We start from the raw sequence: 23251 nt of genomic DNA, 5'->3' as shown, positions 1-23251 counted from the left end.
TATAATAACAAAACGGATAAAACGGATGACGAAGAATACCATTCTTGTAGTAGACGATGATTTAGGCATCCAAAAGCAGTTGAAATGGAGTTTCACTGACTACGATGTTGTATTTGCTGATGATCGCGCGTCGGCTATTGCACAGTTGCGTCGTCATGAGCCTAAGGTGGTGACCCTTGATTTAGGCTTGCCGCCTGATCCGGCCAATGCGTCTGAAGGATTAAAAACGCTGGAAGAAATTATTGCTCTGGCACCGCGTACCAAAGTTATCGTGGTGACAGGCAATAACGATAAGGAAAACGCGCTAAGGGCGATTGATCTTGGCGCCTACGATTTTTATCAAAAACCTATCGATTCCGACACCATTAAACTGTTAGTGCAGCGGGCCTTAAATTTAGCGAGTCTGGAACACGAAAACAGAGTATTAGCTAAAGCCCGGCCGGGAATGGGAAGAATTATCGGCAATAGTGAATCTATTCAACTGGTCACCCGTCGTGCAGAGAAAATTGCCGGTACCGATGTCAGCACCTTGCTGCTCGGTGAAAGCGGCACGGGTAAAGAGGTTTTCGCCCGCAGTATTCACGAACACAGCCCACGTAAGGAAAAACCATTTGTTGCCATCAACTGTGCGTCGATCCCGGAAAATTTACTGGAAAGTGAGCTGTTTGGTTATGAAAAAGGAGCCTTTACCGGAGCCAACAAAACTACCCTGGGTAAAATTGAAATGGCCCATGGGGGCACTTTGTTCCTTGATGAAATTGGCGATATGCCAATCGGCCTGCAGGCAAAGATGTTGCGTTTCTTACAGGAACGCGTGATTGAGCGGGTTGGGGGCAGAAACGAAATACCGGTTGATATTCGCGTTATTTGTGCAACTCACCGTGATTTACAGGCGATGGTGAAAGAGGACAGTTTCCGTGAAGACTTGTACTATCGTATAGGCGAAATTCCTATTTTCATTCCACCTTTGCGTGACCGTGAACAGGATGTGTTGCTGCTGGCCAGAACGTTCCTTAACCAGTATCGCGAGGAGTTTAATGCCAAGGCTAAAACGTTCTCTGAAGGCGCAATACAGGCGATGATGGCGCACAAGTGGCCAGGTAACATTCGCGAATTACAGAACAAACTTAAGTCAGCGGTCATTATGGCTGAAAGTGCAGTTGTTCATGCTGAAGATTTGGGATTGATGGCGGGAAACTCGGAGCGGGAACAGGAAACGCTGAACCTCCGTGAAGTCAGGGAACAGGCGGAAAGCAGAGCGATACGCAAAGCGTATCAGGCTGCGGATAAAAACATGTCCAAAACCGCCGAATTACTCGGTGTAACCAGACCAACGCTGTATTCTTTAATTGATAAATACCAAATGGAAGACATCAAAACTGGTGTTTAGTACTCATCAATAAGCATCCGTTCACCCTTCTGGCCAGCGTATACTGGCCAGATTATTTAATGACGTCGCCAATTTCACGCTGTTAAGGCCAAATTTTTTGGCTAACGAGGAAGATGATTCGGCTTTTCCCTTTTCATTTGACGCCTCAATTACCCCTACCCAGCAATTTTTGCCTGATGCTTTGGCCGCGTACAAACAGTAATCCATTATCGAAAAGGTGGTCTGCCAATTTATTCGATAGGGGGATTGCACGAAGAGTGGCAGGGTACAAAAGCCGATACTGCAACTGGCTCGTATCGACTTGTCTTCAGTCAGCTCAAAGACTTTTTCGTCAACCGCAGCGCGAAACCGTTCTGCCAGCATACAGGCTTCATCGCGATTAGCCTGCCGACAAATTACCAGAAACTCTTCGCCGCCCCAACGGATAAGCAAGTCCGTTTGTCTGAATACTTCATGGATCACGTCGGTGAACTGAATCAGAAATTTATCACCAGACATGTGCCCGTATACATCGTTTACCTTTTTGAAATTATCGATATCAAATAAATAGCAGAGTAGATCCGAGTCTTTAACCTGCTGCTCCGGCCTGGCAGTAGCGAATGAATGCTGGCAACGCTGAATTTCTGCGGGCAATTGCGCTTCCAGATAATGACGGTTGTACAATCCGGTGAGCCGGTCGCGCAAACTGACCTGTTCCAGCGTGCGATAAGCGTCTTCCAGCTCATTATTTTTGTGTACCAGCTCTTGAGTGCGTTTGCGCACTTCTTTTTTAAGATAAAGGTTGGCGCGTTTCTGATGATATCGACTCCAGAGCAAGAAGATAAAAAGCAGGGTAGCAATAAGGCCCCCCAATGCCAGCGTTGTTCGCAGGTTCGTTTGTTCAGACCTGGCCAGCGCAATGGCCTTGTTTTTACGTAGCATTTCAATTGATTGTGCCTGACGCTCAACCTCTATCTCTGATTGCATCTGGGCGACAGTCATGGTGCTGTTTTCGCTCACGATTTGAGAAACGATCTGATTTTTCTGCACTAACGTCGTAAACGCTGCTGGATAATTTTCCTGAGCCACATAAATGTCAACAATGACCTGAAGAAACTTAGCCTGCATGCTTAACTGCTGACGCTCCCCGGCGTGTTCTGATCCCTGCAGTGCGTAACCCAATGCAACGTCAGGCTGTTGTAGTGAGAAATATGCCTTGGCTAACGCGAGCTGTGCCTCTGTTTTCAAATCAGGATAGGCATTGGTGTCGGCGCGCTCCAAAGCCTGAAGTAAATATTGTAAGCCCAGTTCAGTATTGCCCTGAGCAATTTCCACCTGGCCCAACACGGTAAGTACTGAACCATAATTTTTGGGTGCATTCAGTTCGGTAAATATCATCAGGGCTTTTTCAAGATTGGATTTAGCCAGATCAAGCTCGCCCAACTTAAGGTAAACATTACCCAGGCGACAAAGGTTCTTACCAATACGATAACGAGAATGCGTCTCTTCACTGATAGATAAGGCATCCTTCATGTAAATTAGCGCAGTGTCATACTGCAGCATATCAATGTAAATGCCGCCAATGTGAGATAAGGCCTGGCTCACAGAGTCGAGTCGATTTTGCTGACGAAGATCGGTAAGCGCGCGCTTCAGAAAATTCAACGCAGGTTCGAATTGGCCCAGCTCCTTCAATACTATACCGATATTTAGCCGCTGATCGGCGATACCCTGACGATGCCGCTCAGTCCGGAATAATGACAGTGCCCGATAATGGAAGTTTAATGCGTTGCTGTATTCCGACTGATAACGGTAGCTGGTACCAATGTCTGCGAGCACAGCGCCAATAGGTTCTATCAGGCCTTCTCGGGTAAAGATTTCTAATGCATTATTAAAGGCGCTGCGAGCAATTTCATACTTGTTTTGCAGCATGGATATATGGCCCAGCTCATGAAACGCCGCCGCCGCATCAATATCGTTGCCCTGAGCGCGGGCGCGTTCAAGAAGTAGTAAGGTCAGAGACTCCGCTTGTGACAGGCGGCCAGCGTCCTGATAGGACGCGATAGTTTGCAACTGCTCTTTGGTTTGAATAGACGTGATCAGTTGTATAGCGTCAGATTTCGACTCTGCCAAAAAGCTGATAATGCATAACATACACCCAAGCACACGCACATACATACTAATTCCAAGTGAGAAATTCTTATCACTAAGCAGTTCGAATGGTGAAATTTGGCCAGCTTACTATTTTAAAACAACGCGTTATCGCTACGAAGCTACTTTGGCTTTGGCTAATATTGCCTCAGATAAGACCGAGCTTCGTCGCTGAATGGAAAACGTTAGACTCTTTCGGCCAGAACAAAAAACCACCAACATTAAATTAAGTATATAATCTCACTGGTGATTGTCTATCATTTTGTGCACCCTGGCTTTTGGTCCCTGCATCAAGGCAAAACGTACAACGACTAAGCCTCACGGAATTTAGGTAACCTTACTATTTTCTATGGTGTGATCACTGGCCTGTTTTATCTGTTCATCGATCAAAATGCGCAGTAAGCGCGACTTGGATACTCCGGTGCGACTTGACAGTACGTTAAGGTGATCAATAGCCGTTTCTGACAAGCTGAATGTAGCATGCTTCATGGTAGTGCTTAATGCCGAATTGGCTGCGTTAGTCTCTGCAACCTGGGATTCAGTGCGCACTATCGCAAACGTGCTTCGTCGGCCCTGGGCGTAATCGGTTGCCTGATCAATAAAGTCGTCAACACTCAGACGAACGGGTTTAACTGACGGCTGAGACTTTCGCAGGCTGCATAGACTCATACTGGTTGTCCTTCGCTCGGGCTAACATTTCATCAAAGATGCTACGTATTTCAATCGCGGCTTTACCATTGGGCTCACTCTCAATCACTGACCGACCGGACTCTTCAGAGTCATCATACATGTTGCGACTAAAAGTAACCGAATTGAGCACAGCGACTTCAAACGAGCGGCACACTTCTTTTGCTTCTAAAATTCGACTGGCCAGTGAAGGTAATGAAGGACACTGCGTGATCACAAAGGCTGCGTTCATCTTGGGGTTAACCATACGGCAGGTGGAGATAATATCCTCCATGTGCGGCACAGTTTTGAGATCCCGACGTTTGGGGCGCAGCGGAATAAGTACATGGTCGGCAACAGACATTGAAGAACGCAACGCAAGGTTATCCTGACCACCACAATCAATCACTACATAGTCGTAATGACGATTTAAGCTAATCAATTCATTGCGAATTTTACCGTAGAGCTGGATACAGTTTATATCTGGCAAAGCGTCATCGGCTTTACGTTCCTGGATCCAATCTGAAGTTGTACGCTGTGGGTCACAATCCACCATCAGCACGTTAGCATTTTTTTCGGTACGAAGATAAACGGCGATATTCTGCGCAAGACAGCTTTTGCCACTTCCACCTTTCTCTCCACCAACCAGAATCATCATTGCTGCAGTCCTCACGTAATAACTAAAAACAAAAAAGTTACTCATTTATGACTGAAAAAGTACTCTCGAACGGCGCTGAGGTTTACCACCAATGCATTCGCCGACGCTGGTAACCCCGCTATCATAACCATGTTGCCAATCGAAATATGGCGTCAGGCCGTAGACCGGAAGCTTTGCGTCACAACCTTTCGTGTTGTTTTGCCTTTTTCACTTAGCCACAATGTTGAAAATCGATAGGGAATCAACAAACATTGTGGATAGGATAATCCTAGCGCTAAATGCTTGATGTGATAGCATGATGATTAATAGTTAGGGATAATAATGCATACGTAATTACGGCGTCTGCGACTCCTGTTTTCAACCTCTTTTTGCTAAGGGCGATTAAATGCGCATATTGTGGGTCTGTCTTTTTTTTATCAACGCGGCATACGCAAACTCGTTACCTGAGCCTATTGATGGCGCTTTCAACTCGTTCAAAGCGCATTACCAAAGTCAGTGGGGACAGGTTGCACAGTGTCGCGACCCAGAACAAAATCAGTTTCGCGTTTGCTCGCCAAGGTTACGCAATGAAGGTAATGCCCCTTTTATTATGCATCACGGCATGAAAACAGCCAAGGTGGCGGTATTGTTTCATGGTTTAAGCGATTCGCCATTTTACATGCGCGCCATTGCAACAAAATTATTTGAAGAGGGGTTAAATGTCATCGTGCCGTTAACCCCGGGTCATGGCTTACGCGAAGCAGATGAGGCAATGGAAGACAGTGATATGCCGCAGACCTGGCGCCAATATGCTGATTCGATCGTGCAGATAGCAACCCAACTGGGCGATGAGGTTTATCTTGGTGGCTTCTCAGCAGGTGCAGCAATCGCCACAGATTATTATCTTCGACAGCCAGAGCAGGTTGACGGTTTGTTTTTGTTCTCAGCTGCATTGGCCCTGTCTGACTATGCGGAAAGCATGGCGAAAATATGGGGAACCAAATGGATTGCCAGATTACTGGATGGCGAATATCAGGCTACAGGTCCCAATCCACACAAATACCCCAGCGTTTCCGGGTATGCCGGACTGCAGCTGATGAGTATTATTAAGGATATTCGTAACCGACTGGAAAATGGCCAACAAATCGATGTGCCGGTATTTGCGGCGCACTCGCAAGCCGATTTAACCACCCCGATTCATGGCGTAGAAGAGTTGCTCAGGCATACCGAGCAACGGCACACTCTGTTTCTGGTGGCTGAAGAGTATGATTTATGCCACGCGGATTTACCGCTAAATTTCAGATCCATTGCCGATATGCATTTTAAGAAAAACGCGGTGACCAAACTGGAGAAATGCACGATCCCCCAGGCTAACCCCTTATTCAGACAAATGACGGATATGTTGACGACCTTTATAAAAATTGACTAAGCCCCGGTCGATTTGACGATGTGTACTTTTAACCCGGTACACATCGTCAATTAGAAAGTCAGCCATGTTTTTTGGCGTAATCTTCGACTTCTTCCCATACGCGCAATACGTTTCCACTGAGGATTTTCTTAATTTCGTCTTCCTTGTACCCACGATTGAGCAGACCTTGCACCAGATGAGGAAAATAAGACACGTCTTTAAGGCCAATTGGCAATGAGTCTCCGACACCATCGAAATCGGAACCCAGCCCCACATGTTCTATGCCCACAAGTTTGACCACATGATCAATATGATCAAGCACTTCATCGATAGTGGAGTAGGGGTAAGGGTTATCTTTTCGGTAGGTGGCTTCAAAATCAGCCAGCTTTGGACTGTCTTTGCCTTCTTTTTTCAGCAAGGCATTTTCAGCTTTAGCCAATCCGTCGCGCCATTGACGCGCTTCCTTAGTGACGAAGCTGGAACCAAAGTTAATCATGATCACACCACCATTTTCCGCCAATGCTTTAATCATGTCGTCATTCATGTTGCGTTCAAAACCCGGGGTGAACTTGCGTAGCGACGAGTGGGATGCAATCACGGGTGATTCAGACAATTTCAGCGTCTGATAAAACGCATCATCTGACACATGGGAAATATCGATTAGCATGCCAATGTTGTTCATTGCCGGAATGAGCGTCTTTCCAAATGGGCTTAAGCCTTTCCATTGACGGCGCAAATCATAGGATGAATCGCTGATGTGGTTTGACTGCGAATGCGCAAGAGTGATGTAGCGTATCCCACGGTCGTAAAATATGCGCAGGTTGTTGAGATCACCCTGGATGGGGGAGCCATTTTCCATACCCATTGGAAGAGAAATAAGTCCTTTCGTAAAATGCTCTTTTACGTCGTTGGTTGTGTATGCAATGGCAAATTTGTCCGGCGCACGGGCAACAATGGCTTCGACCGAATCAATCAGCTGATGAGCCAGCTGCGTTGATGCATCAGAGCCGTCGAGCGAAGCCGGTACGTAAATTGACATAAATGGGGCATTCAGACCCCCAGCAACTGCCCGGGGATAATCGAAATCACCGTCATCGGTTGCCTGGGTGACATCCGCCCACTTTTCGCGAAGTCGATAGGGAACATCTATGTGTCCATCCACAATTATCGTCTCTTTTGCGATAGTTTGTGCCTGTTCACTCACTTCTATAGCAGCAGTGGTCAGCTGTGACCAGGCCAACACTGCGCCTGCGGTTATAATTGAAATTTTGTTCACAAAAACTCTCTCTAACTCTATCCTGATATAGCTAAGCGTAAGGGATTCAGGCAGTTACTACAACTGAATTAGGCAAAAAGCCGCATTACAATTAAGCCACATGCAATTTGCTAAAACTGCCCCGTGACTTGAGAAAAAAAATAAGCCATACTGCCCGCCAGATCCGCTGGACAGAGGTCGGGTGGGCGTAAAATAAATGGCGAAAGAAATCATTCAAGCGGGTTGTTGATACAGCCATGCCATTCGCCGCATAAGAGAAATTGGAAATAAATTATGGCAGCTAACTATATCCCACTGGATAAAGAAAAACATAAAGACATCAAAATCGTAACAAAGCACAGCTTTGAATATGCGCAGAATACCCATCTTGCCGCAGCGTCGATTAAAGAATTTGCTCGACTGGCCAGCGCGATGCCGATTGTATTAATTAAAGATCCGAGTTCAGAGCGTTTCCACATCGTAGCTATGCTGGGTGTGGAACAAGGCCAGAACTTATATTTATCTGAAGGTCAGTGGCAGGCGCCGCACGTGCCTATGAATATTCTTCGTTATCCATTTGATGTGCGCCCTGATGGCGACAAACTGGGTGTATTTATCGACGAGAACAGTGCGTTACTGGCAGATGATGGTTTACCATTGTTTAATGAGGAAGGCGAAGCGTCTGATTTTCTGAAAAATCGTCAGCAGTTTTTGGCTGACCTGGCGAACAGTGAACTAACCACTCAACGCTTTGTTAAGCAAATCACTGAACTGGATTTGCTTGAAGCTATCCGCATCCGTGTCATTTACGAGGACGGCACACAGCGCAATGTCACTGGCATGATGAGCATCAACGAGAAAAAACTTATCGAACTGGACGATGATAGAGTGGTTGAGTTGCATAAAGCCGGTTTCATGGGCGCAATTTACGCCATGATGATGTCTTTGGGTCAATTAAACCGTTTGATTGAGTTGTCCAAGCACACATCTAACCCAATTGTTAATATGCAAATTGGTGCTGAGCCAGAACAGGGCCAACAAGCAGAGTCAGACGAAAAACAACAGTAATTCGAACGTCGAATAAGTTAAATCGACAGCCGAGCATAAGCTGATACGAAGGCGAAAAGTAAGTATTTACTCTTCGCCTTTTTCTTTACTGCCATCGCTACGCTTCAATTACCACGAAAAACACCTCGCTCATTTTATTTAATGTTTTTTTTTCATCCCACCGTTTGCCTTTTTTCTCGCACTAATTCAGCGACTTTACCGCTACCACTGTATGCAAAAACAGTTATAAGCCAGCAGTTACGTGGGTTTCCGCTCATTTTTTTGCTTGACAGTGGGGCAAGGTGGTACCTAAACTGTCAACCAGTGGGTAAAAGTGGCAAATTGTGGATCGATTAGCAAATTACTACAAACCAGAACACACACAGACTAGAAAAACAGCAGCAACATAATATAAAAGGCTAGGGGAATGTTCCGCGGCGCTAATGCAATCAATCTTGACACAAAAGGTAGGCTGGCAATACCAACAAAATACCGTCAGCCACTGCTTGATGATTGTAACGGACAACTGGTTTGTACCATCGACACACAGCAAAGCTGTTTGCTACTTTACCCACTTCCCGAATGGGAAGAAATCGAGCTGAAACTCAGCAAATTCTCCAGTATGGTTCCCGCCGAACGTCGTATGCAACGTCTCTTACTAGGTTATGCAACTGAAGCTGAAATGGACAAAAATGGCCGCTTTGTGCTGCCTTCTCCATTGCGTCTGCATGCTGGCCTTGAAAAAGAAGTGATGTTAGTGGGTCAGCTGAACAAATTTGAAGTTTGGAGTGCGGAAAACTGGGCTGGTCAAATTGAAACTGATATGGAAGCGGAACGCGAAGGTAATTTTGAACTTACCGAGCGTTTACAGGATTTCTCATTATGAGCGCGCCACTTTCTCATGCATCGGTGCTTCTAAACGAATGCATCCATGCATTAGCCATCGATCCTGACGGAATTTACGTAGACGCGACCTTCGGCCGTGGTGGGCATTCACGCGCCATCCTCCAGCACTTATCTGACAAAGGACGCTTGATTGCGTTCGACCGCGATCCACAAGCGATCGAAGCAGCCAGGTTACTCGCCGACGATCCGCGCTTTACCATTATCCACCGCCCATTTGCAGAAATGGCTGACGCACTGCGCGAACAGGAATTGGCGGGTAAGATTGATGGCGTGTTAATGGATTTAGGGGTGTCGTCGCCGCAATTGGATGACGCCGAACGTGGGTTCAGCTTTCTGCGTGATGGTCCATTAGACATGCGTATGGACACCACGCGTGGTGAAAGCGCAGCGCAATGGCTGGCGCATGCCGAAGAGCAGGATATAACACAGGTCATCAAAGAATTTGGTGAGGAAAAATTCGGTAAACGTATTGCCCATGCGATTGTTAATCAGCGTCAACACACTCCTATTGAACGCACGTTGCAGCTGGCAAAACTGATTGATGAAGCGGTGCCAGTCAAAGATAAGTATAAGCATCCTGCCACACGCGCGTTTCAAGGGATCCGAATTTATATCAACGCTGAGCTTGATCAACTCAGACAAGGGCTCAAAGCGGCGACTGCCGTACTGAAATCTGGCGGAATGCTAGCGGTTATCTCTTTTCATTCTTTGGAGGACCGGCTGGTAAAACGCTTTATCAAAGAGCAAAGCAAAGGAAAATCTGTCCCTGCGGGCCTTCCTATTACGCAGGCAGAAATCGATGCTGACAAAGTACTCAAAGGAATGGGCAAAGCGATTAAACCCAGTCAGGCAGAAATAGACAAAAATGTCCGGGCCAGAAGCTCCGTACTTAGGGTGGCACAGAAGCTATGAGCAAATCTGACAAGTCATCTTCGACAAACTTTAATTTACTGCTGATTTTAATCAGTGATCTTACCCGCAACAAGCTGCGGGTTTTGTTGTATTTAATGGTTATCGTCAGCGGCTTTGCGGTCATTTTAAGTACTCACAACAATCGCCAGCAAATTATCGCGCTGGAACAGCAGATGGAAGAAAAAGATGCGCTGGATGTGGAATGGCGCAACCTGGTGTTAGAACAACGTGCGTTGACTGAACACAACCGTATCGAAGCGCTGGTGGAGAAGCATCTTAACATGCGTCGGCCGACGGTAGATGAAGAAGTGGTGGTGCGATTCTGATGACCATTGCAATCCGCTCAGCTAACAAACGCACTGGCGCGAAGCAAAACGTCACCCCTTCGCTGGTACATTGGCGTTTTGTGGTTGTATTAATGGCCATAATCCTGGTGTTTACCGGTCTGGCTGTGCGCGCTGCGTACATTCAGGTGATATCGCCGGATAATCTAATTCAGCAAGGCGATAACCGCACCCTTAGAACCCGCAACATGCCCAGCTACCGGGGATTAATTACCGATCGTAATGGGGTAGAACTGGCGGTGAGTGTGCCGGTTCGCGCTATTTATGCTGATCCTAAAATTATCCATCAGCAAGATGGGCTGTCAAAGCATCGCCGTTGGGAAGCACTGGCAGAAGTGTTGGGTCAGGACGTGGAGTCGCTGCGCAGCAAAGTCACCAATCCCGCACGCCGCTTTGTGTATTTACAGCGTCAGGTATCGCCCGCGATGGCCGAGTACGTAGAAGAATTGAAAATACCGGGTATCTACCTGCGTCAGGAAAGCCGTCGTTACTACCCGAATGGGGAAGTTACCGCACAACTGATAGGCATTACCGACGTCGACGATAACGGCATCGAGGGGCTGGAGCGGCTTTACAACGATTGGCTCACCGGGACGCCAGGTTCTCGGGTGATCCGCCGTGATGCCAAGGGCCGTCAGGTGGAGATTTTACAGTCAGAAGCAGGTGAAGCGGCTGGTACGGTGCAGTTGACCATCGATCAGCGGATACAGGCCCTGGCTTATCGCGAAATCAAAGAGGCCATGCTGTATTACAAAGCCACCTCAGCATCGGCATTAGTGGTAGACGTGGAAAGTGGCGACATTCTGGCTATGGTCAACGCACCGTCTTTCAACCCCAACGATCGTGACAACGTTTCTGCGCATCGGATGCGCAATCGTGTGATTACCGACGCATTTGAGCCGGGCTCATCACTTAAACCACTGGCCGTGTTAGCTGCGTTGGAATTTGGTCAGACTCAGGTGGATGACATTATCGATACCTCGCCGGGCTGGATGCGACTAGGTGGCAGTCTGGTTAAAGATTTTCGTAACTACGGTAAACTGTCGCTGGAAGAAATCATTCAGCATTCCAGTAATATGGGCACCTCGAAACTCGCGCTGTCCGTTCCTAAAAACTTTTTACTGGACACATACTATAATCTGGGCCTGATGACCGATACGGGCACTAATATGCCAGGTGAAGCCAATGGCATATTTCACGAACGTAGTCGCTGGTCTGAATTTGAATTGGCCACGCTGTCGTTTGGTTACGGCATATCAGTGACCACCGCACAGCTGGGTCGCATGTATGCCACACTGGCCAACGGCGGTATCAAGCGCCCGCTAAATATTGTCCATAAGCCCCAATCCACCAGTTGGAAGCCGCACGAAGAGCGCGTTATCAGCGAGCACAATGCCAAAGCGATCATCGATATGATGGAAAGCGTAACGCAGGAAGATGGTTCGGGTAAAAAGGCCAAAGTGCAGGGCTACCGTGTTGCGGGTAAAACCGGTACCAGCCGAAAAGCGGTAGCCGGCGGCTATGGTGAAGAGTATGTAAACATTTTTGCAGGTTTAGCCCCGCTGACTAACCCAAGGCTGGTAACGATCGTACTTATTAATGAGCCGGGTGGCGATCTTTACCATGCCGGTGATACCGCAGCCCCGGTATTTTCCAAAATTATGGGGGGAGCGCTTCAACTCATGAACGTACCGCCTGATGATCGTCAGGTTACGTCAACTCAGTGGTTAAAAGGAGCGGGCAATGGTAGTTAGTGCATTCGTTCAAAGTACCCGTGCGTTGATGGCAAAGTTTGGTGTAGATGCACCCGACATTCGTATTTGTGGACTCACTCTTGATAGCCGTGAAGTCACCACGCGTCTGGCTTTCGTGGCGGTCAAAGGGCACGCCCTTGATGGTCGTGATTTTATTCCACAAGCAATCAGTCTGGGCGCAAAAGTCATCCTCGCGCAAACCGAAGATAAATCTGAACATGGTCACCTGGAAATGCGTGGCAGCAGTGTGATCATTTCCCTGTACGACTTACCCGACATGGTCTCATCGCTGGCCGCAGCATTTTATGATTACCCAGCGCAAAAAATGTCCACCATTGCGGTAACCGGAACCAACGGCAAAACGTCAGTAGTGCAGCTGGCAACGCAGCTTAAATCGATGCTGGGCACGCGCAGTGGCGCAATTGGCACGTTAGGTCACGGTTTGTATGAAGGCAAAGAAACTGAATACACGCCTGAACCTGATGGGACTACGACCCCTGATCCTATTCGTATTCAGTACATTCTGGCTGAGTTTGTACAGCTGGATGCGGGGCAGGCCGCGTTTGAGGCTTCCTCTCACGCCATTGTGCAAGGACGCATCAGTCAGGTAAAAACCGATATTGCTGTATTCACTAATCTCAGTCGGGACCACCTTGATTATCATGCCAACATGGACGAATACGCGCAGGCCAAACGTCAATTGTTAAAGCAGGCGGGTTTGCATACGGTGGTGTTAAACGCGCAGGATCCAGAAAGCCAGAATTGGAAAAAATTCGCTGATCGCAAGCTTAACATCATCTGGACAGGGGTGAATGAGGTTGACCCGCAAATCACCTCAGAAAGCCACTGCATTGCCACAAACGTTCGCTATCATGCTGAAGGATGCAGCTTTACGTTGCAAAGCAGTTGGGGAAGTGCTGAGGTTAGCATTCCACTATTTGGAACCTTTAACATTTATAACACCTTAAGCGCAGTTGCCGCATTGCTTGCGCAGGGTGAACGCTTTGATGAGATCATCAAGGTGATCGGCAATGTGCATCCTGTACCAGGTCGCATGGAAATATTTCCGTTCAATCAATCAGGTAACGTGGTGGTAGATTACGCACACACCCCGGATGCATTGGAAAAAGTATTAACCAGCGCTAAACAGCACACCCAGGGCGATATCTGGTGCGTGTTTGGCTGCGGTGGCGATCGAGACAAAGGTAAACGTCCATTGATGGGGCAGGTGGCAGAGTTGAATGCCAGCCATATTATTATTACCACCGATAATAGCCGCTCGGAAAAGCCGGCAGCGATTGCCGAAGAGATTAAGCAGGGTTTAACGCGACCTGAAAAAGCGGTTTTTGAGGCAGATAGAGAAAAGGCCATTCGCTATTGCCTGAGCAAGAGTAAACCTGGCGACTTAATTGTGGTTGCCGGTAAAGGCCACGAAGATTATCAGATCATTGGTAACAATCGCACCGATTATAACGAGCGAGAAGTAATAGCCCGTTTACAACAGGAGTACAGCAAATGATAACAACAAAGCTGTCATGGATTGCGCAACAAACAAACGGCCGGTTAGAAGGGCAGGATGGTGAGGTAACCAACATCAGCACCGATACCCGCACCTTACAATCTGGCGACGTGTACTTAGCGTTGGTCGGCGACAATTTTAATGGCCATGCGTTTGTCAAAAATGCGCAGAATGCCGGTGCGAGTGCGGTGATCGCCAGTGAAAAAATAGAGACAGATTTACCCGTCATTTACGTTAGAGATACCAAGCAGGCCTTGGGTGAACTAGGTGCGGCCGTAAAACGCGAAGTGAATCCAAAAACCATTGCGATTACCGGCAGCTCGGGCAAAACCACCGTAAAAGAAATGACTGCGGCCATCCTGTCACGACGTGGCAATGTACTAGCTACCAAAGGCAACTTTAATAATGATATCGGCGTGCCGTTAACCTTATTACGGCTTGAGCCAGACCACGATTTTGCGGTGATGGAGCTTGGCGCCAATCATTTAGGTGAAATTGCCTACACCACCAATCTGGTCAAGCCTGATGTAGCGACCATTGTCAATGCGGCAGCATCTCATCTGGAGGGCTTCGGCAGCCTGCTTGGCGTGGCGCGTGCAAAGAGCGAAATATTCAAGGGGCTGGATGAACATGGTGTAGCCATCATCAACGTTGACAGCCAGTTCGCTAACCTTTGGCGTGGCAAACTGCGCTACAACAACGTGTTAACATTTTCTCCTGACCAGCAAAACGAAGCTGATTTTACCGCACAGGAAATCACTGTAGGACTCAATGGCTGTGCCGAATTTGAATTAATTTGTCCGCAAGGGCAGGTGTCCATTCAATTGAACATTCCGGGTATCCACAATGTGGGCAATGCACTGGTGGCTGCGGCACTGTCACTGCAGGTGGGCGCGACGCTGGACGACGTGCGTGACGGTTTGCTGAATATGGCCCAGGTCAAAGGCCGCTTGAATGTCAAAATGCTGACCAGCCAGGTGCGCCTGTTAGACGATACCTACAACGCCAATGTGGCATCAGTGTCAGCCGCCATTGATACCTTAGCCAGCTTTTCCGGCAAGCGGGTACTGATTCTAGGCGATATGGCAGAGCTGGGCGAGAAAGCACGTTATTACCATGAACAAGTTGGACAGTACGCGCTGGATAAAGGCATTGATACCATTATTACCTTAGGCGTGTTAAGTCAATGTGCCAGTGCGGTATTTGGCCCTAACGGTCATCATTTCAGTGACATTGAAAGTCTGATAAATAACCTGGAAGATACCCTCGCTATAGAACAACGTGATATTTCTATTTTGGTAAAAGGTTCGCGTAGTTCACGGATGGAACGGGTTGTCGCAGCTATCGAGGACTCCCCCGTGGGAAAGCTTGATCGCCGTCGGGAGCGTATCGCATGCTAATTTGGCTGGCTGACTGGCTAACGCAGTACGAATCGGCGTTTAACGTCTTTTCGTACCTGACCATGCGGGCAATACTCAGCACCCTGACGGCATTGCTTATTGCAATAATTATCGGGCCGAAAATGATTCGTGCCCTGCAGCGAATGCAGATTGGACAGACCGTACGCGATGATGGCCCGCGAAGCCATTTGTCTAAAGCGGGTACGCCGACCATGGGCGGCCTGTTGATTTTATCGGCCATTGTCACCAGCGTGCTGTTATGGGCTGACTTAACTAATCGCTATGTACTGGTCACCCTAAGTGTGGTGATTGGCTATGGCATCATCGGCTTTATCGATGATTACCGTAAGGTAATTCGTAAAGATCCTAAAGGCCTGATTGCCCGCTGGAAATACTTTTGGCAGTCGGTTATCGCTATTGGTGTGGCTTTTTATTTATACAGCACGGCTGTGCTGCCTTCAGAGACAGCCCTGTTAGTGCCGTTTTTCAAAAACGTAATGCCACAGCTCGGGTTATTCTATCTGGTGATTGTATACTTTGCCGTAGTTGGCACCAGCAACGCAGTAAACCTTACTGATGGACTGGACGGGCTGGCCATTGTGCCTACCATTCTAGTGGCGGGCGCCTTTGCCATCTTTGCCTACGTAACCGGGCACGTAAACTTCTCTACCTACCTGAATATTCCGCATATTCCAATGACCAGTGAACTGGTTATCGTGTGCACGGCAATAGTGGGTGCCGGATTAGGCTTTTTATGGTTCAACACCTATCCTGCACAGGTGTTCATGGGCGATGTAGGTTCTCTGGCATTAGGGGGGACGCTGGGCATTCTGGCGGTACTGGTCCGGCAGGAAATTGTATTGATTATAATGGGTGGTGTATTTGTGATGGAAACGCTATCGGTCATCTTACAGGTGGGCTCATTTAAAATGCGCGGTAAGCGCATTTTCAGAATGGCGCCTATCCATCACCATTTTGAATTGAAAGGGTGGCCTGAGCCGCGCGTCATAGTGCGTTTCTGGATCATGTCTTTAATTTTGGTATTGGTGGGTCTAGCGACCCTTAAGTTACGGTAAAGAAAACAGATAATGTTAAACGAATTGGCAAACAAAACGGTCGTAGTAGCCGGGCTGGGTAAAACCGGTCAGGCTACCCTGCGTTTTTTGCGCCAGTTCAATCCCAGCCTTAAAGTGTGGGATACCCGTGAAACGGCGATCATTCCACAGGATGTGTCAGAGCCGGTTGAGCGCGGCACGCCATCATCACAATTCTGGGAAGGCGTCGACGTGCTGGTGGTCAGCCCCGGCATTGATTTGACCCATCCGGGTATTGCACATGCGCGCGCGGCAAACGTTGAAATAATTGGCGATGTCGAACTGTTTGCACGGGTCACTAACAGTAAAGTAGTGGGTATTACCGGCTCAAATGGAAAAACCACGGTAACCTTACTGCTGGCGCATATTGCTAAAGTGTGCGGTTTAAAAACCGTCGCCGCTGGCAACGTGGGTAAACCAGTATTGGAAGTTGCTCAGGAACCTTATGATAGTGTAGTACTGGAACTGTCCAGCTTCCAACTGGAATCGACCCACTCGCTACACCTGGCTGCAGCGGCATTGTTAAACCTGTCTGACGACCACCTCGATCGCCACAAAACCATGTCTGCTTATTTGCAGGCCAAACAGCGTATTTTCACCCATTGCGATCATGCCGTTGTCTGGCGCGGTCATCCAGAGACGTATCCGATTGACAGCAATATTCCGGTTACCACCATTGGCATCGATGCCAGCAGCGAAGGGTTTTCGGTTGACGATGGCTGGATTACCTACGAAGCGGAGCCCTTGCTCGAAATCGCCAGGTTACCTCTGGTAGGTACCCACAATATTTTAAATGTGCAGGCTGCATTGGGTTTGGCCAAAGCTATGGGATTACCGCGGGATGAAGCTGCGGAAGCTGTATACAGCTTTATTCCAGCGCCCCATCGGTGCACGCAGATTGCATTGCACAACGGGATCAGCTGGATTGATGACTCTAAAGCCACCAATGTCGGCGCAGCCCACGCGGCAATTACAGGGATTGGTGCGATCAAATCAGGCAAACTTATCCTTATTGCCGGCGGAGACGGCAAGGGAGCGGATTTAACCGCACTTAAACCCGCTATCGATGAATTCGTTGATTACGTTATTGCGTTAGGTAAAGACGGTAGACAAATTGCGTCGTTAACTGCGCATGCAACTTACGTCAGTTCAATGTACGACGCGGTTAGAACCGCGCATGAAATTGCCCGGCCTGATGACATTGTGCTGCTTTCCCCTGCGTGTGCCAGTCTGGATATGTTTGAAAACTATGAGCACCGCGCCAAAGTGTTTTATGAATCGATTCGTAAGGTGGTGGCATGAGCAATAAAGCAACCAGCCTGGTCTCTATGTTCAACGCGCGACACGGTGCGACAGAGCATTCCGGCCCTTACGATGTTGGCCTGGTTATTGTCGCTCTGGCATTAATGTCAATCGGCTTAATCATTGTAACCTCTGCGTCCATGCCGGTCTCAGCAAAATTGTACGATGCACCTTTTTACATCGCCATAAAACATGGCATTTATGTCATTATCGCGTTAATTGCCGCGATGGTGGTATTGCAGCTACCGATGCAGTTCTGGCGTATTAGTAACCCGTACTTGCTGTTGCTCGCCATTGGCTTATTAGTTGCGGTGTTGCTGATAGGCCGCAACGTAAACGGCAGTACGCGCTGGTTAGTCATTGGCCCCATCACCATTCAGGCGGCGGAGCCCGCTAAGCTGTTTTTCTTCGCTTATCTGGCGGGCTATCTGGTACGTCGATACGAAGAAGTGACCGAAAACCTGAAAGGGTTTATCAAACCGCTGGTGGTGTTCTTTGTGCTTGCGATTTTGTTGCTGGCGCAACCCGATCTGGGAACGGTGGTGGTGATGTTTGCCACCACTATCGGTCTGCTATTTTTAGCGGGCGCAAAATTATGGCAATTCTTCGCCCTGGTGTTCGTTGGTCTGATGGCAGTGGTTGCGTTAATTGTATTTGAAGAATACCGCCTGCGGCGGGTGACCTCATTCCTGGACCCGTGGGCAGATCCCTTCGGTACCGGCTATCAGTTAACCCAGTCACTCATGGCTTATGGTCGTGGAAACTGGTTCGGCCAGGGCCTGGGTAACAGCTTACAGAAACTGGAATTTTTACCCGAAGCACATAACGATTTTGTCATGGCCATCCTGGCTGAAGAGTTGGGCTTTGTGGGCGTTGTGGCGGTGTTAATGCTGACCTTCTGGTTAGCCATGCGTGCACTGCAAATTGGCAACAAGGCGTTACTTAAGCAACGGCCATTTGAAGGCTATCTGGCCTACAGCATCGGCTTATGGTTCAGTTTTCAGACCGCAGTGAATATTGGTGCGAGTGCGGGTATTTTGCCTACCAAAGGGTTGACCTTACCTTTGGTGAGTTATGGCGGCTCCAGTATTATCGTGATGACAGTGGCGACCGCGATCTTACTTAGAATCGATTTTGAACTAAGGGTTGAGGGTGTACAGGCACTTGATCGAAAAATTAAGGCAAAGTCAGCACGTCGCCAACAGCAAAAAGATGCCAAGCAAAAATTGAAAGCCATGCTTTCGTCGGTATCGGCGGGGGCATCGCATGACTAAGAAATGTTTAATTATGGCAGGCGGTACCGGCGGTCACGTGTTTCCAGCATTAGCGGTTGCAGAAGCATTGCGTGATAAAGGATGGCACATAGACTGGCTGGGTACAGCAGATCGTATGGAAGCTCAGGTTGTGCCAGCCCGAGGTTTCCCTATTCATTACGTCAAAGTCAGGGGAATTCGCGGCAAAGGACTGTTTTTACGTGTTACTGGCGTATTCGCTCTGTTGAAGAGCGTGATCGAAGCCCGAAAAATTATTAAACAGGTATCACCAGATTTAATCATTGGTTTTGGTGGTTATGCTAGTGGGCCCGGCGGTGCGGCAGGATGGCTGGCGGGCATACCGGTTCTCATTCATGAACAAAACGCAAAAGCAGGCATGACCAATCGTTTACTGGGACGAATTGCGAGAAAAATCCTATTGGGTTTTGAAGAGGCCATTTCCGCATTCAATCATACCAAAGATCGTTGTGTTATCGTGGGCAATCCCGTGCGCAAAGCGTTTATTAACGCCGCCAATAAAGAGTCTATCAATCAGCCTATGCGCTTATTGGTGGTGGGAGGAAGCTTAGGTGCAAGGGCGTTAAATATTACGGTGCCGCTTACGTGTAAAAAGTTACAAGGGTTATCGATTTGGCACCAGTGTGGCAAAGGTAATGCTGCTGAGGTGAATGCCGCCTATGAAGATAGTGAAGGTGAAGTGAAAGTTACAGAGTTTATTGAAGATATGGCCGGGGCTTATGCGTGGGCTGATATGATTATTTGTCGGGCTGGAGCCTTAACGGTAGCTGAAGTCGCAGCATCAGGTACCGCAGCGATTTTTGTCCCTCTCCCCCATGCTGTGGATGATCATCAGACATTAAATGCGATGTCATTAGTCAATCATCAGGCGGCGGTTATGATCCAGCAATCACAGTTGGAAGATAACCTGGGAGCAGCGGTCAGATTATGGTTGAATGATCATGATGCGTGTTTGGCCGTAGGCAGACAGGCGCGTGAACATGCTAAACCCAATGCAACAGAAAACGTGGTGCGCGAGTGTGAATTAATAATGGAGACTGCAGCATGATTATGGCAGCTGATTTCCAGAATCCACAGAAGAAGAAGGTGAAAAACATTTTCTTCATCGGCATCGGTGGCGCCGGTATGGGCGGTATTGCAGAGGTGCTGCTAAATGAAGGATACCGGGTGGCCGGGTCCGACATTCAGCAAAACAGTATGACCAAACGGTTGCAGGGTCTGGGTGCCACCATTTATCAGGGGCATAGCCAGACAAATGTGGAAGCCGCAGACGTGATCGTGGTTTCCAGTGCAATTAATGAGAAAAACCCAGAGATTCAGTTCGCGCGGGAAAATCGAATTCCTATTATCCGCCGAGCGGAGATGCTGGCAGAATTAATGCGTTTTCGTCACGGTATCGCTGTGGCTGGCACTCACGGTAAAACCACCACTACCAGCTTAATAGCGACCATATTTGCTGAGGCCGGGCTCGATCCCACTTTTGTGATTGGCGGCTTGCTTAACAGTGCAGGTACCAATGCTCGATTAGGCAAGGGTTCTTATTTGATTGCCGAAGCGGATGAAAGCGACGCGTCATTCCTGCATCTGCAGCCCATTGTTTCCGTGGTGACGAATATTGAAGCAGATCACATGGATACCTATGATGGTGATTTCGCGCGCATGAAAGACACCTATCTAGAATTTTTGCATAATCTGCCGTTTTACGGTCAGGCCATCGTTTGTGGGGATGATGAAAATATCCTGTCAATTCGTGAACGCATTGGGCGCAGTATCATCAGTTACGGTTTCAATTCCGATAATGATGTGCAAGGCGTTAATGTCACATTAAGTTTTGGTCAGGCAAAGTTTGAAGTGAAGCGAAAAGGCCATGCCAGCCTGCATGTCACTTTAAACCTGACAGGCATGCATAATGTGCTTAATGCCCTGGCAGCCATCGCAGTAGCGACCGAAGAAGGTATTGCTGATGACGCTATCGTAAAAGCGCTGGCGCACTTTGGCGGTATCGGGCGTCGCTTTGAAATGTTAGGGCAGTTTACAAACAGCATTGGCAGCGTCACCCTGGTAGATGATTATGGCCACCATCCGACGGAAGTAAAAGCCACCATTGCGGCGGCAAGAGCCAATTGGCCGGACAATCGGGTGGTGATGGTTTATCAGCCCCACCGCTTCAGCCGCACGCGCGACTTATATGAAGATTTTGTAGAAGTGCTGTCAGGTGTTGATGTGTTGTTGCTGCTGGACGTGTATGCGGCAAATGAAGAGCCTATCGAAGGGGCTGACAGTAAAAGTCTGTGCCGCTCGATTCGCTTACGTGGACAAGTGGAGCCTATTTACGTGGGCAGCCAGCAAAAGCTCAGCGAGATTCTGGCGAACGTCATTCAGGATGGCGATATCGTGATGACCCAGGGCGCGGGTAACATCGGTCAAATTGCCCAACAATTGGCAGCGAGTCAATTGGAACCGAACGTTTTAAAAGGAGAGGCACAATGAGTTTTCTGTCTTATCCTGCAGCGGATTATGGCCGGGTGGCGGTGATGTTCGGCGGGGAGTCCGCCGAACGTGAAGTATCGCTTAAATCAGGCAAAGCCGTACTAAGTGCGTTACAACGTCAGGGCGTGGACGCCTTTGCGTTTGACCCGGCAACCAGACCAATCACCGACTTACTAGCGGAAAAGGTCGACCGTGTGGTGATTATGTTGCATGGTCGCGGTGGCGAAGATGGTACATTGCAAGGGGCTCTGGAACTGCTGAAAATTCCTTATACTGGTAGTGGCGTGCTAGGCTCAGCTTTGTGTATGGATAAGATCCATACCAAACAAATCTGGCAGTGTTTGAATATGCCAACTGCAAAATATCAAATTGCTGATAAATCCTACTTTGAAGCTGGATCGTGCAGCGTTATAATGGACGAATTGGGGAATGAGGTCATGGTCAAACCCGCTCGGGAAGGTTCGAGTATAGGAATGGCCCGAGTGACAAGTGCAGCACAGCTGGAAACAGCAATCCAGGACGCATTCAAATACGATAATCAGGTCCTGCTAGAGCAATACATAGATGGCGCCGAATTTACTGTAAGCATTCTGCAAGGCCAGGCGTTGCCTTCCATTCGCATGTCTACACCCCACACGTTTTATGATTATTCTGCTAAATACCAGGATAATACGACGCAATATTTTTGCCCAAGTGGTTTAGAGGCGGATAAGGAAGCAGAATTGGCAACGCTATCCAGCCGCGCATTCAGGGCGTTATCAGCAAGAGGCTGGGGACGCATCGATGTGATGCAAAATAAGCGTGGTGAGTTTTATTTGTTAGAAGCCAATACGGTACCGGGTATGACGGAAAAAAGTCTGGTACCCAAAGCGGCGAAGCAGGCCGGTTTGGATTTTGAAGCACTGTGCTTGGCGATATTAGCCACCAGTATGCCAGCGGCGTCCGCCGATAAAGTGGACTGGCGTTAATGTCAAAGCTGGGTGCTCGTTCAGCCACCTTCTGGTCAGGTATCGTGTTTCTGGTACTAGTGCTGACTGGGTTGGTCGTAGCCGGGGTTAAAACCTATGACTGGCTGCAGGACGAACAGCGCATGCCAGTTCAGGCGGTCGATTTTTCGGGTGATTACCAGCACGTGGATGTGGTTAAACTTGAAAGACTGATAAGACAATCGCAGCCAGGGAGTTTTTTTTCACTGGATGTGAACGAGGTGTATCAGTTGGTAGAAGCGCAGCCTTGGATATATCGCGCTTCGGTGCGCAAACAGTGGCCGAATAAGCTGAAAATTTATCTGGTAGAACAAACGCCAGTGGCACAATGGAACGACGATATGCTGCTGAATCCCTACGGGGAAACGTTTAATGCCACCGCCGCTGGACTGCAGTTGCCAAAACTGTTTGGCCCCGGAGGCAGTGAGAAAACGGCGTTAGAAGGTTATCACGCCATGCATTCGCTGCTGGCGACAATGGGAATAGCCATACGTGAACTGTCACTAAGCGAGCGGTTTGCATGGCAGGTTCAACTGGACAACGATGTGCAGCTGAATTTGGGAAGAAAGGAATTCATTGACCGCTTACAGCGGTTTGTAGATATTTATCCGCTTTTGGCTAAACAGCCAAAGCAAGTGCGCTATGTGGATCTCAGATATGACACCGGGTTAGCAGTAGGCTGGGTTGATGAGACAAAAAACAACAATAAAGAAGAGAGTTAG

The 23251-nt window shown here is 48.4% G+C and carries 20 protein-coding genes and 1 riboswitch; of the genes, 16 read left to right on the top strand and 4 right to left on the bottom strand.

Features of this window, described 5'->3' with window-relative positions:
* The first annotated feature begins 25 nt into the window (after nt 1-25).
* Nucleotides 26-1390 carry a PEP-CTERM-box response regulator transcription factor gene (prsR, locus tag HCJ96_RS04245; RefSeq protein ID WP_169209792.1) on the top strand — a complete coding sequence of 455 codons (1365 nt, stop codon included), beginning with the start codon at nt 26-28 and terminating at the stop codon, nt 1388-1390.
* A gap of 21 nt (nt 1391-1411) precedes the next feature.
* Here prsR and HCJ96_RS04240 read toward each other — a convergent pair whose 3' ends face one another.
* The 3 genes from HCJ96_RS04240 to HCJ96_RS04230 all read right to left on the bottom strand — a co-directional run bounded on the left by HCJ96_RS04240 (nt 1412) and on the right by HCJ96_RS04230 (nt 4841).
* Nucleotides 1412-3520 (bottom strand): tetratricopeptide repeat-containing diguanylate cyclase, encoded by a 2109-nt coding sequence (locus tag HCJ96_RS04240; RefSeq protein ID WP_169209791.1) that lies wholly within the window; start codon nt 3518-3520, stop codon nt 1412-1414.
* A gap of 324 nt (nt 3521-3844) precedes the next feature.
* On the bottom strand, nt 3845-4186 hold the full coding sequence (locus tag HCJ96_RS04235) for a replication protein RepA (protein ID WP_169209790.1): 342 nt from the start codon (nt 4184-4186) through the stop codon (nt 3845-3847).
* A complete protein-coding gene (locus HCJ96_RS04230) occupies nt 4146-4841 on the bottom strand; it encodes an AAA family ATPase (protein WP_169209789.1) in 696 nt (231 codons plus the stop codon). The genes HCJ96_RS04235 and HCJ96_RS04230 overlap by 41 nt, the downstream gene beginning before the upstream one ends.
* A 105-nt stretch (nt 4842-4946) precedes the next feature.
* A riboswitch (cyclic di-GMP riboswitch) is annotated at nt 4947-5054 on the bottom strand.
* Nucleotides 5055-5226: 172 nt separating this feature from the next.
* On the opposite strand from HCJ96_RS04230, the gene HCJ96_RS04225 reads away from it, so the two are divergent.
* The gene (locus tag HCJ96_RS04225; protein WP_169209788.1) at nt 5227-6249 is read left to right on the top strand and encodes an alpha/beta hydrolase; all 1023 of its coding nucleotides are present in this window, start codon (nt 5227-5229) and stop codon (nt 6247-6249) included.
* 58 nt (nt 6250-6307) lie between these two features.
* On the opposite strand, the gene HCJ96_RS04220 is transcribed toward HCJ96_RS04225, so the two are convergent.
* On the bottom strand, nt 6308-7489 hold the full coding sequence (locus HCJ96_RS04220) for a dipeptidase (protein ID WP_343034657.1): 1182 nt from the start codon (nt 7487-7489) through the stop codon (nt 6308-6310).
* 288 nt (nt 7490-7777) lie between these two features.
* Here HCJ96_RS04220 and HCJ96_RS04215 point away from each other — a divergent pair, with 288 nt between their 5' ends.
* The 14 genes from HCJ96_RS04215 (at nt 7778) to HCJ96_RS04150 (ending at nt 23251) form a co-directional block, all read left to right on the top strand.
* Nucleotides 7778-8551, top strand: coding sequence for a SapC family protein (locus HCJ96_RS04215; RefSeq protein WP_169209787.1), 774 nt, complete (start codon nt 7778-7780; stop codon nt 8549-8551).
* 406 nt (nt 8552-8957) lie between these two features.
* Nucleotides 8958-9416 carry a division/cell wall cluster transcriptional repressor MraZ gene (gene mraZ, locus HCJ96_RS04210; protein WP_169209786.1) on the top strand — a complete coding sequence of 153 codons (459 nt, stop codon included), beginning with the start codon at nt 8958-8960 and terminating at the stop codon, nt 9414-9416.
* Nucleotides 9413-10348: a 16S rRNA (cytosine(1402)-N(4))-methyltransferase RsmH gene (gene rsmH / locus HCJ96_RS04205; protein WP_169209785.1), complete on the top strand. Its 936-nt coding sequence runs from the start codon at nt 9413-9415 to the stop codon at nt 10346-10348. Before mraZ ends, rsmH begins: the two co-directional genes overlap by 4 nt.
* Nucleotides 10345-10674: a cell division protein FtsL gene (gene ftsL, locus HCJ96_RS04200; protein ID WP_169209784.1), complete on the top strand. Its 330-nt coding sequence runs from the start codon at nt 10345-10347 to the stop codon at nt 10672-10674. The genes rsmH and ftsL overlap by 4 nt, the downstream gene beginning before the upstream one ends.
* Nucleotides 10674-12446, top strand: coding sequence for a peptidoglycan D,D-transpeptidase FtsI family protein (locus HCJ96_RS04195; protein WP_169209783.1), 1773 nt, complete (start codon nt 10674-10676; stop codon nt 12444-12446). The genes ftsL and HCJ96_RS04195 overlap by 1 nt, the downstream gene beginning before the upstream one ends.
* Nucleotides 12436-13965 carry a UDP-N-acetylmuramoyl-L-alanyl-D-glutamate--2,6-diaminopimelate ligase gene (locus HCJ96_RS04190; protein ID WP_169209782.1) on the top strand — a complete coding sequence of 510 codons (1530 nt, stop codon included), beginning with the start codon at nt 12436-12438 and terminating at the stop codon, nt 13963-13965. Before HCJ96_RS04195 ends, HCJ96_RS04190 begins: the two co-directional genes overlap by 11 nt.
* Nucleotides 13962-15365, top strand: a complete 1404-nt coding sequence (locus HCJ96_RS04185) for a UDP-N-acetylmuramoyl-tripeptide--D-alanyl-D-alanine ligase (protein WP_169209781.1) — start codon at nt 13962-13964, stop codon at nt 15363-15365. The genes HCJ96_RS04190 and HCJ96_RS04185 overlap by 4 nt, the downstream gene beginning before the upstream one ends.
* Nucleotides 15359-16441: a phospho-N-acetylmuramoyl-pentapeptide-transferase gene (mraY, locus tag HCJ96_RS04180; protein ID WP_169209780.1), complete on the top strand. Its 1083-nt coding sequence runs from the start codon at nt 15359-15361 to the stop codon at nt 16439-16441. The genes HCJ96_RS04185 and mraY overlap by 7 nt, the downstream gene beginning before the upstream one ends.
* Nucleotides 16442-16453: 12 nt before the next feature.
* Entirely contained in the window at nt 16454-17761 is a 1308-nt protein-coding gene (gene murD / locus HCJ96_RS04175) for a UDP-N-acetylmuramoyl-L-alanine--D-glutamate ligase (RefSeq protein WP_169209779.1), read from the top strand.
* Nucleotides 17758-19035 (top strand): cell division protein FtsW, encoded by a 1278-nt coding sequence (gene ftsW, locus HCJ96_RS04170; RefSeq protein WP_169209778.1) that lies wholly within the window; start codon nt 17758-17760, stop codon nt 19033-19035. The genes murD and ftsW overlap by 4 nt, the downstream gene beginning before the upstream one ends.
* Nucleotides 19028-20101 carry an undecaprenyldiphospho-muramoylpentapeptide beta-N-acetylglucosaminyltransferase gene (gene murG / locus HCJ96_RS04165; RefSeq protein ID WP_169209777.1) on the top strand — a complete coding sequence of 358 codons (1074 nt, stop codon included), beginning with the start codon at nt 19028-19030 and terminating at the stop codon, nt 20099-20101. Before ftsW ends, murG begins: the two co-directional genes overlap by 8 nt.
* Nucleotides 20101-21543 (top strand): UDP-N-acetylmuramate--L-alanine ligase, encoded by a 1443-nt coding sequence (gene murC, locus HCJ96_RS04160; protein WP_425483731.1) that lies wholly within the window; start codon nt 20101-20103, stop codon nt 21541-21543. The genes murG and murC overlap by 1 nt, the downstream gene beginning before the upstream one ends.
* On the top strand, nt 21540-22511 hold the full coding sequence (locus HCJ96_RS04155; protein WP_169209775.1) for a D-alanine--D-alanine ligase: 972 nt from the start codon (nt 21540-21542) through the stop codon (nt 22509-22511). The genes murC and HCJ96_RS04155 overlap by 4 nt, the downstream gene beginning before the upstream one ends.
* The gene (locus HCJ96_RS04150; RefSeq protein WP_169209774.1) at nt 22511-23251 is read left to right on the top strand and encodes a cell division protein FtsQ/DivIB; all 741 of its coding nucleotides are present in this window, start codon (nt 22511-22513) and stop codon (nt 23249-23251) included. The genes HCJ96_RS04155 and HCJ96_RS04150 overlap by 1 nt, the downstream gene beginning before the upstream one ends.

This window comes from Alteromonas ponticola (assembly GCF_012911815.1).
Taxonomy (GTDB): domain Bacteria; phylum Pseudomonadota; class Gammaproteobacteria; order Enterobacterales; family Alteromonadaceae; genus Alteromonas; species Alteromonas ponticola.
The sequence above is the reverse complement of the archived record's forward strand: the minus strand, read 5'-3'. Positions and strand labels throughout refer to the sequence as shown.

Excerpts from the sequence above, each read along its gene's own strand:
- mraY (WP_169209780.1), top strand. The coding sequence starts at position 15,359 with ATGCTAATTTGGCTGGCTGACTGGCTAACGCAGTACGAATCGGCGTTT.
- HCJ96_RS04185 (WP_169209781.1), top strand. The coding sequence starts at position 13,962 with ATGATAACAACAAAGCTGTCATGGATTGCGCAACAAACAAACGGCCGG.
- HCJ96_RS04215 (WP_169209787.1), top strand. The coding sequence starts at position 7,778 with ATGGCAGCTAACTATATCCCACTGGATAAAGAAAAACATAAAGACATC.
- HCJ96_RS04225 (WP_169209788.1), top strand. The coding sequence starts at position 5,227 with ATGCGCATATTGTGGGTCTGTCTTTTTTTTATCAACGCGGCATACGCA.
- ftsL (WP_169209784.1), top strand. The coding sequence starts at position 10,345 with ATGAGCAAATCTGACAAGTCATCTTCGACAAACTTTAATTTACTGCTG.
- HCJ96_RS04235 (WP_169209790.1), bottom strand. The coding sequence starts at position 4,186 with ATGAGTCTATGCAGCCTGCGAAAGTCTCAGCCGTCAGTTAAACCCGTT.
- ftsW (WP_169209778.1), top strand. The coding sequence starts at position 17,758 with ATGAGCAATAAAGCAACCAGCCTGGTCTCTATGTTCAACGCGCGACAC.
- mraZ (WP_169209786.1), top strand. The coding sequence starts at position 8,958 with ATGTTCCGCGGCGCTAATGCAATCAATCTTGACACAAAAGGTAGGCTG.
- HCJ96_RS04230 (WP_169209789.1), bottom strand. The coding sequence starts at position 4,841 with ATGATGATTCTGGTTGGTGGAGAGAAAGGTGGAAGTGGCAAAAGCTGT.
- HCJ96_RS04150 (WP_169209774.1), top strand. The coding sequence starts at position 22,511 with ATGTCAAAGCTGGGTGCTCGTTCAGCCACCTTCTGGTCAGGTATCGTG.
- prsR (WP_169209792.1), top strand. The coding sequence starts at position 26 with ATGACGAAGAATACCATTCTTGTAGTAGACGATGATTTAGGCATCCAA.
- HCJ96_RS04190 (WP_169209782.1), top strand. The coding sequence starts at position 12,436 with ATGGTAGTTAGTGCATTCGTTCAAAGTACCCGTGCGTTGATGGCAAAG.
- rsmH (WP_169209785.1), top strand. The coding sequence starts at position 9,413 with ATGAGCGCGCCACTTTCTCATGCATCGGTGCTTCTAAACGAATGCATC.
- HCJ96_RS04155 (WP_169209775.1), top strand. The coding sequence starts at position 21,540 with ATGAGTTTTCTGTCTTATCCTGCAGCGGATTATGGCCGGGTGGCGGTG.
- murG (WP_169209777.1), top strand. The coding sequence starts at position 19,028 with ATGACTAAGAAATGTTTAATTATGGCAGGCGGTACCGGCGGTCACGTG.
- murD (WP_169209779.1), top strand. The coding sequence starts at position 16,454 with ATGTTAAACGAATTGGCAAACAAAACGGTCGTAGTAGCCGGGCTGGGT.
- HCJ96_RS04240 (WP_169209791.1), bottom strand. The coding sequence starts at position 3,520 with ATGTTATGCATTATCAGCTTTTTGGCAGAGTCGAAATCTGACGCTATA.
- HCJ96_RS04195 (WP_169209783.1), top strand. The coding sequence starts at position 10,674 with ATGACCATTGCAATCCGCTCAGCTAACAAACGCACTGGCGCGAAGCAA.